Annotated in this window: 8 protein-coding genes and 1 pseudogene; 7 read left to right on the top strand and 2 right to left on the bottom strand. The window is 41.8% G+C overall.

Annotated elements, in window-relative coordinates; all coding sequences use genetic code 11:
- Positions 1–392 precede the first annotated feature (392 nt).
- The 3 genes from PUN32_RS13710 (at position 393) to PUN32_RS13695 (ending at position 2,037) form a co-directional block, all read left to right on the top strand.
- Positions 393–581, top strand: a complete 189-nt coding sequence (locus tag PUN32_RS13710) for a DUF645 family protein (protein WP_406708017.1) — start codon at positions 393–395, stop codon at positions 579–581.
- 190 nt (positions 582–771) lie between these two features.
- Complete coding sequence (locus PUN32_RS13705; RefSeq protein ID WP_274723690.1) at positions 772–1,197, top strand: GNAT family N-acetyltransferase; 426 nt, start codon at positions 772–774, stop codon at positions 1,195–1,197.
- A 144-nt stretch (positions 1,198–1,341) separates the two neighbouring features.
- A complete protein-coding gene (locus tag PUN32_RS13695) occupies positions 1,342–2,037 on the top strand; it encodes an aspartate/glutamate racemase family protein (protein ID WP_274723695.1) in 696 nt (231 codons plus the stop codon).
- 535 nt (positions 2,038–2,572) lie between these two features.
- Here the strand turns inward: PUN32_RS13695 and PUN32_RS13690 are convergent.
- Positions 2,573–2,851 (bottom strand): type II toxin-antitoxin system RelE/ParE family toxin, encoded by a 279-nt coding sequence (locus PUN32_RS13690; protein ID WP_274723694.1) that lies wholly within the window; start codon positions 2,849–2,851, stop codon positions 2,573–2,575.
- A complete protein-coding gene (locus PUN32_RS13685) occupies positions 2,848–3,132 on the bottom strand; it encodes a type II toxin-antitoxin system TacA family antitoxin (protein ID WP_274723693.1) in 285 nt (94 codons plus the stop codon). The genes PUN32_RS13690 and PUN32_RS13685 overlap by 4 nt, the downstream gene beginning before the upstream one ends.
- A gap of 351 nt (positions 3,133–3,483) precedes the next feature.
- On the opposite strand from PUN32_RS13685, the pseudogene PUN32_RS14065 reads away from it, so the two are divergent.
- The 4 genes and pseudogenes from PUN32_RS14065 to PUN32_RS13660 all read left to right on the top strand — a co-directional run bounded on the left by PUN32_RS14065 (position 3,484) and on the right by PUN32_RS13660 (position 5,704).
- Positions 3,484–3,674 (top strand): annotated as a pseudogene (locus PUN32_RS14065) (DUF645 family protein).
- A 169-nt stretch (positions 3,675–3,843) separates the two neighbouring features.
- Complete coding sequence (locus PUN32_RS13670) at positions 3,844–4,359, top strand: ClbS/DfsB family four-helix bundle protein (protein WP_274723692.1); 516 nt, start codon at positions 3,844–3,846, stop codon at positions 4,357–4,359.
- Between the two features lie 160 nt (positions 4,360–4,519).
- Entirely contained in the window at positions 4,520–5,137 is a 618-nt protein-coding gene (locus PUN32_RS13665) for a DUF6680 family protein (protein ID WP_274723691.1), read from the top strand.
- A gap of 141 nt (positions 5,138–5,278) precedes the next feature.
- A complete protein-coding gene (locus PUN32_RS13660; protein WP_274723690.1) occupies positions 5,279–5,704 on the top strand; it encodes a GNAT family N-acetyltransferase in 426 nt (141 codons plus the stop codon).
- Positions 5,705–5,891: the final 187 nt, after the last annotated feature.

Here is a 5,891-nt window from a genome sequence, read left to right as displayed (position 1 = left end):
TCGACGAGGCTTTGGTCAAGGCGTATGCTAGCGGTAGACATAATGTATTCCTTCATTTAAAGTTTTCATTATTGTAGCGACACGCCACGTCAGTAGCAAGGCGAATCATAACAAACGCCTCAAGAGTGACTGTCAACGCGTGGCATTTTTGTTATGCGGCAGGTTTTTGTGGTTAATTTGTTATGCGTTAAATTGGGCTGTGCGTTGCCAGCCCCTTAGGCGGGCGTTAGTTTTTATCAGGAAAGTTGATAAAATTTGCGCTAATTGTTTCGATGATTCAGCTTTTGGTGCTCAAAGTTCAAGAGTTGGCTTTTGTATTTTGATTGATACTGATTGGGTAGAAAACGTTGAAAATGTCGTTGGCACAAGATCGCTAAAGCCAATAAACCTCGATGCATTCATTTTGTGGAAGCGTCCACACGGCAAGTTTGGTTTCGCAAAAACTGCAACATCGCTGTGAGTGCGCTTTCTTTGTTGGAAAGCCGGTCATTGGCCAAATCAACCTTGATCGTTTTGAGTTTCGGCTGCTAACTTCACAGCGTTTGATGCTGGACGTGTTTTTGCTCGATGATTTTGCATAAAATTTGATTCGATTATTTTTATAAAAAGTCATCATTAAACAATGAGCTACAAAACTAACAAGCGCCTCAAGAGGGACTGTCAACGCGCGGCATTTTTGTTATGCGGCAGGTTTTGTGGTTAATTTGCTATGCGTTAAGTTGGTTGGTGCGTTGCCAGCCCCTTAGGCGAGCGTTAGGTTTAAGGTTGTTCATGGAAATCAAAGAGTTTAGTGCCTGTAATCTTGAATCGTTGAGAAATCTCTACTTGGACTCTAGGCGAGATAGTTTCCCATGGCTCAAGACGGATAGTTTTAGGCTAGAAGACTTCGATCGCGATAGCCAAGGTGAACGAATTTGGTTGTCTGAGGTTTTCGGTAATGTTGCCGGCTTCATTTCCATTTGGGAACCTGACAATTTTATCCATCATCTCTATGTTTCCACTGAATATCAGGGGCAAGGTGTTGGCTCGATGTTGCTTAATGGTGCAAAAAAGAAATATGGCAACTTAAGCCTTAAGTGCATGATTCAAAATCAAAAAGCACTCAACTTTTATTTGTCACAAGGTTTTGAAATAGTGTCGAAAGTGGATGATGAATTGGGTGGTTACTACTACATGAGCTTCGGTGCACAAACCTAACAAGCGCCTCAAGCGGGACTGTCAACGCGCGGCATTTTTGTTATGCGGTGATTTTTGTGGTTAATTTATTATGCGTTAAGTTAGTTTGTGCGTTGCCAGCCCCTTAGGCGAGCGTTATATTGCAGTTGAGTTATGGAGAATAAAATGAAAACGATAGGAATGTTGGGCGGAATGAGTTGGGAATCAACCGCTAGTTATTACAAGGCGATAAATGAATCTGTTCGACATAAATTAGGTGGTCTTCATTCTGCTAAAATTTGCATGTATAGCGTTGATTTTAATGAAATTGAAAGATTACAACATCAGGGTAAATGGGCTGAAACTGCCAAGATTTTATCGAAAGCTGCAAGTCGTATAGAATCCGGTGGTGCGGATTTCCTGCTTATATGCACAAATACAATGCATAAGGTTGCACCTGAAATTGAATCGTCAATTTCAATTCCAATTCTTCACATCGCAGATGCAACAGCCAAAAAATTAGTTTCAGATGGTATCAAAAAAGTGGGCTTACTTGGCACGCGTTTCACTATGGAGCAGGATTTTTACAAGCAGCGCATTATCGACAGGTTTGGTGTTGAGGTTATTGTGCCAAATGCAGACGAACAAACGGTTATTCATGACATTATCTATAACGAACTATGTTTAGGTATTATTAAGCAAAATTCACGCAATCAATATTTAAAAATAATCAACGGATTATATCATCAGGGTGCGGAGGCTATCATTTTAGGTTGTACGGAAATAGCATTACTTGTACAACAAGAGCATACAGATATACCGCTGTATGACACGACGGCAATTCATGCTGAAGAAGCAGTTTTACTTTCGTTAGGTCAATAGTCCGGCAATATAACAAACTGCTCAAGAGGGATTCGCAACGCGCAGCATTTTTGGTATGCGGTTAGTTTTGGTGGTTACGGTATTATGCGGTGAGCTGATTTTTGCGTTGCTCACCCCTTAGCAGGGCGTTAACTGGCAAAGCGGAAAATCCATTAACATTTGAGAAAAGGAATTTACGAATGTTTCGTTGTGGTCAATGCCGATATTTTGAACGAGCTAAAAACAATCTCAAAGATTTGTGCGGAGCGTGAGAGCTTCCAACGATAGCAATGCGTGAAGCTTGCGGATTTTTCATACTCAGAAAATTGGTGTGAGATCCGAACACTTCAAATGAAGAATAAAGTGATGGTTCGCATTGATGAAATGTTCGGTGGAAATCCTCAGCCCTGGCCAGTTAACAAACGCCTCAAGAGGGACTGTTAACGCTCGGCGTTTTTGTAATACTTTGGGTTTTGTGATTAATTTGATATGCGTTAAGTTGGTTTGTAGCGTTACCAGCCCCTTAGGCGGGCGTTAGTTGCCAATCGGCAACAAATCAATCGTTTGGAAATTTTTGTTTCTGATGTAGTACACGCATTATCCGAATGTTTGAACCATCAACCCAATACGAAACAATCATTGATATCTCAGGGATAATAAGCAATCTGCCTCGAATACCGTCACGCTGAACACCCATTAGTGGTTGCTCAAGCAAATTTTCGACTTTGGTTTCTATGAGCTCATCCGTTTTTTCAGCGGCTGCTGGGTTAAAGTCGTAAAGAAATTCGAAAATTTTCTCACGATCATTGAGAGAGGCTTCTTCCCAGAAAATCATGCGCGGCCTCGACTTCGGATTTTAGTTTTACGTTCAGCCATTCGTGCTTTGGCGATGTCATGTTCAACGAATACCGATTTTCCTGAGTCAAACGTCTCAAATGCTTGATTTACTTGCTCAGTTAGCCATGCATCGTGAGATAATGCCTTGCGTTGTTGTTCTGCCAACTGTTTAGTGAGCTCACGGCAAGCATCACTAAGGGTACGACCTTGGCTTTCAGCCATTTGTTGAGCTAAACGTTTTGTTTCTTCGTTCACACGAAATTGAATTCTAGTATCCATGGTGAGCTCCTTTGTTGTGTGTACGAATGTTAGCACCATGGTTGGGGTAAGGGCAACTAACAAACGCCTCAAGAGGGACTGTCAACGCGCGGCGTTTTTGGTGTACGGTGATTTTTGTGATTAATTTGCTATGCGTTAAGTTGGTTTGTGCGTTGCCAGCCCCTTAGGCGAGCGTTAGCTTCTTAAAGGCTAGAACTATCAAAATCTAAGTTCATTTGCTGTGAAAATTCAGCTTTTAGCGCTCAAATTGCACAATTTGGCTCTTGAGTTTTTCTGATGTTTATTTGGTAGAAAGTGTGGAATGTTCAGCAGTTTCAAAGTCGCTGAAAACCATCAAACCTCGATGCTTCAATGTTGTTGGATGCTCCACACGGAAAGTTTGGTTTCACAAAGGCCGCATCATCACTGAAAGTGTGTTTTCTTTGTCGCGGACTCTTAACCGTGGTCAACTCAACCTTGATCGTTTTGAGTTTTGGCAGCCAACTTCACAGCTTTTGGTGTTGGACGTGTGTTTGTGTGATGCTTTTCAGAAAATGTGTTAAAAATCATTGTTAAACAATAGGCTACGAAGCTAACAAACGCCTCAAGAGGGACTGTCAACGCGCGGCGTTTCCAGTCCCAATGAGCTGCGGTGATTACGGTTGTTGTGTTTGAGTTTAGTGTTATGCGTTGCCAGCCCCTTAGGCGGGCGTTATGTGAATGGAGAAAATAATGTCTTCAGTTCCAGAATCAAAAGATGAGTTGCTCACGGCTATAAATTCTATATTCCCGAAACTTATGGTCGATTATCGGAGTGTTCCTGCATCAATGGCACGTCAGTGTGAAATTGAAGGTAACGTAAAAGGAACACAAATTAGCGTTTGTGACACTGTCGCTTATCTTATTGGTTGGGGAAACTTGGTCTTGAAATGGCACAGTTTGAAGTCACAAGGTTTGCCAGTCGATTTTCCTGACACGGGTTATAAATGGAATCAGCTTGGATTGTTGGCGGTCAGTTTTCACGATCAGTACCGTGATTGGAAATACGAGGACTTGCTTAAGGAGTTAGACTCAACAATAAACAAGCCTATCTTGTTAGTCGCAAGTTTAAGCAATGAAGAATTGTATGAAACGACATGGTATGAACAATGGACATTTGGTCGAATGATCCAGTTCAACACGTCATCACCAATGAAGAATATGCGAGCAAAAGTTAGGCGCTTTAACAAAAACAACAGGCTTCGGTAGGTAATTCACATAACAAACGCCTAGAGAGGGACTGTTCACGCGCAGCATTTTTGGTGTGCTGTGATTTTTGTGATTAATTTGGTATGCGTTAAGTTTAATTGTAGCGTTACCAGCCCCTTAGGCGGGCGTTATGTTTATCGAGGAAAGTATGGAATTAAACATGGATATCAAAGATTGGATTACAATTGGAGCGGTTATTATTGGCCCAATATTGGCAGTCCAAGCTCAGAAGCTAATTGAAAATATAACCGAACGAACAAGAAGAAAACTTCAATTGTTTCACACACTGATGGAAACTCGTGCAACGAGGTTATCCGGAGCACATGTTTCTGCACTTAATATGATAGATCTTGAGTTTTACGGGAAATCTATTTTGGGGAAACGGTGGCAATCTTACGCAGATAAAAAAGTTACGAATGCTTGGAAAATTTATAACGATCATTTAAACAATAGTGTTCCTGACGAAAGGCTAGATGCATGGATCGAGCGGAGCAATGACTTATTTACAAGTCTTCTTTACGCAATGGCTCAATCATTAGGTTATGATTTTGATGAGGTTCAGTTGAAAAGAGATTGCTATAGCCCTATTGCGCATGGGCGCATAGAGAATGAACAAACCAAAATCCGTGAAGGTGTGTTAGCTGTGTTAGAAGGCAAACGTTCGTTACCGATGCACATAACATATTTGCCTCCTTATCATCCAATAGATCCAGTTGCTCACTCCGAATTAACAGATAGCGAAAAGAAAGAAGATAAGATTGCAGTTGTAGCTAAATAAACATAACAAACGCCTCAAGAGGGACTGTCAACGCGCGGCGTTTCCAGTCCCATTGAACCGCGGTGGTTACGGTTGTTGTGTTTGAGTTTAGTGTTAATGCGTCGCCAGCCCCTTAGGCGGGCGTTAGGTTTAAGGTTGTTCATGGAAATCAAAGAGTTTAGTGCCTGTAATCTTGAATCGTTGAGAAATCTCTACTTGGACTCTAGGCGAGATAGTTTCCCATGGCTCAAGACGGATAGTTTTAGGCTAGAAGACTTCGATCGCGATAGCCAAGGTGAACGAATTTGGTTGTCTGAGGTTTTCGGTAATGTTGCCGGCTTCATTTCCATTTGGGAACCTGACAATTTTATCCATCATCTCTATGTTTCCACTGAATATCAGGGGCAAGGTGTTGGCTCGATGTTGCTTAATGGTGCAAAAAAGAAATATGGCAACTTAAGCCTTAAGTGCATGATTCAAAATCAAAAAGCACTCAACTTTTATTTGTCACAAGGTTTTGAAATAGTGTCGAAAGTGGATGATGAATTGGGTGGTTACTACTACATGAGCTTCGGTGCACAAACCTAACAAGCGCCTCAAGCGGGACTGTCAACGCGTGGCATTTTTGTTATGCGGTGATTTTTGTGGTGAATTTTGTATGCGTTAAGTTGGGTTGTAGCGTTACCAGCCCCTTAGGCGGGCGTTAGGTCACGACGGGATCACATGAGCAATGCAGAGCAGTGTCGATTGAGTATGGAAGAGCAAAACGTGGATA

Source organism: Vibrio chanodichtyis (assembly GCF_028863985.1).
Lineage (GTDB): Bacteria > Pseudomonadota > Gammaproteobacteria > Enterobacterales > Vibrionaceae > Vibrio > Vibrio chanodichtyis.
The sequence above is the reverse complement of the archived record's forward strand: the minus strand, read 5'-3'. Positions and strand labels throughout refer to the sequence as shown.

Coding starts and splice junctions, on each gene's coding strand:
- PUN32_RS13710 (WP_406708017.1), top strand. CDS start 393: ATGCATTCATTTTGTGGAAGCGTCCACACGGCAAGTTTGGTTTCGCAA.
- PUN32_RS13705 (WP_274723690.1), top strand. CDS start 772: ATGGAAATCAAAGAGTTTAGTGCCTGTAATCTTGAATCGTTGAGAAAT.
- PUN32_RS13695 (WP_274723695.1), top strand. CDS start 1,342: ATGAAAACGATAGGAATGTTGGGCGGAATGAGTTGGGAATCAACCGCT.
- PUN32_RS13690 (WP_274723694.1), bottom strand. CDS start 2,851: ATGATTTTCTGGGAAGAAGCCTCTCTCAATGATCGTGAGAAAATTTTC.
- PUN32_RS13685 (WP_274723693.1), bottom strand. CDS start 3,132: ATGGATACTAGAATTCAATTTCGTGTGAACGAAGAAACAAAACGTTTA.
- PUN32_RS13670 (WP_274723692.1), top strand. CDS start 3,844: ATGTCTTCAGTTCCAGAATCAAAAGATGAGTTGCTCACGGCTATAAAT.
- PUN32_RS13665 (WP_274723691.1), top strand. CDS start 4,520: ATGGATATCAAAGATTGGATTACAATTGGAGCGGTTATTATTGGCCCA.
- PUN32_RS13660 (WP_274723690.1), top strand. CDS start 5,279: ATGGAAATCAAAGAGTTTAGTGCCTGTAATCTTGAATCGTTGAGAAAT.